The organism is Cohnella fermenti, assembly GCF_004801405.1.
GTDB lineage: Bacteria > Bacillota > Bacilli > Paenibacillales > Paenibacillaceae > Cohnella > Cohnella fermenti.
Map to the genome: position 1 here is coordinate 1 of NZ_SSOB01000115.1, position 768 is coordinate 768.

The 768-nt window shown below is 54.8% G+C and carries 1 protein-coding gene; it reads right to left on the bottom strand.

The features are described from left to right. Positions 1 to 54: 54 nt before the first annotated feature. Positions 55 to 768, bottom strand: a 714-nt coding sequence (locus E6C55_RS33250; RefSeq protein ID WP_136374118.1) for a tyrosine-type recombinase/integrase, incomplete at its 5' end; no start/stop codon positions are given.

Here is a 768-nt window from a genome sequence, read left to right on the forward strand (position 1 = left end):
TGCGGATGGTGGAGACGGTACGCTTCCCCATAGTGACGGAACACATCCTGCAACTCAATCACGGGTATCGCCCTCCAGTTGAGAGACGATAGGCCAGTTATCAAGTGGACTCTTCAGACCCGCCGTTAAATGGGCGAGATGCAGATAAATCGTGGTGGTTTGGATACTCGCGTGGCCCAGCAATTCTTTTACCTGCAGCAAGGTTGCGCCATCTTCGAGCAGATGAGTGGCAAAGGCGTGACGAAGAGAGTGAATCGAAACCGGCTTGGTAATGCCTGCCCGCTTGCGTGCTTCATCGAACACCTGTTGGATGCTTCTGGATGTGACGGGCGTGACCTTGCGCGTGCCGGGGAAGAGCCACCCTTCGGGATGGTTGGGGCGGTAGACGCGCCAGTACGCCCGCAAATCGAGGAGACAAGTCTCGGACAGCAACGTATAGCGTGCCTTGCCGCCCTTGCCACAGGCGACAAGCACACGCATGGCCTTGGAATCGATATGGTGAGTTTTCAGCATCGTTGCTTCGCTCACCCGCAGGCCCGCGCTATAGATGACCATGAGCATGGCCCTATGCTTGAGGGTGGAGCAGTGTTCGAACAGAGAAAACACTTCTGCGCGCGACAAGAGGACAGGAAGATTCTTCTGATTCTTCATCCGGGGCACTTGGAGGTAGTTAAGAGGCCGATCCAGGGTGACCGCAAACAGAAAGCGAATCGCAGCGCTATGGAGATTGATCGTTTTCGTCGCAAACTTCTTCTCTTGAATCAAATA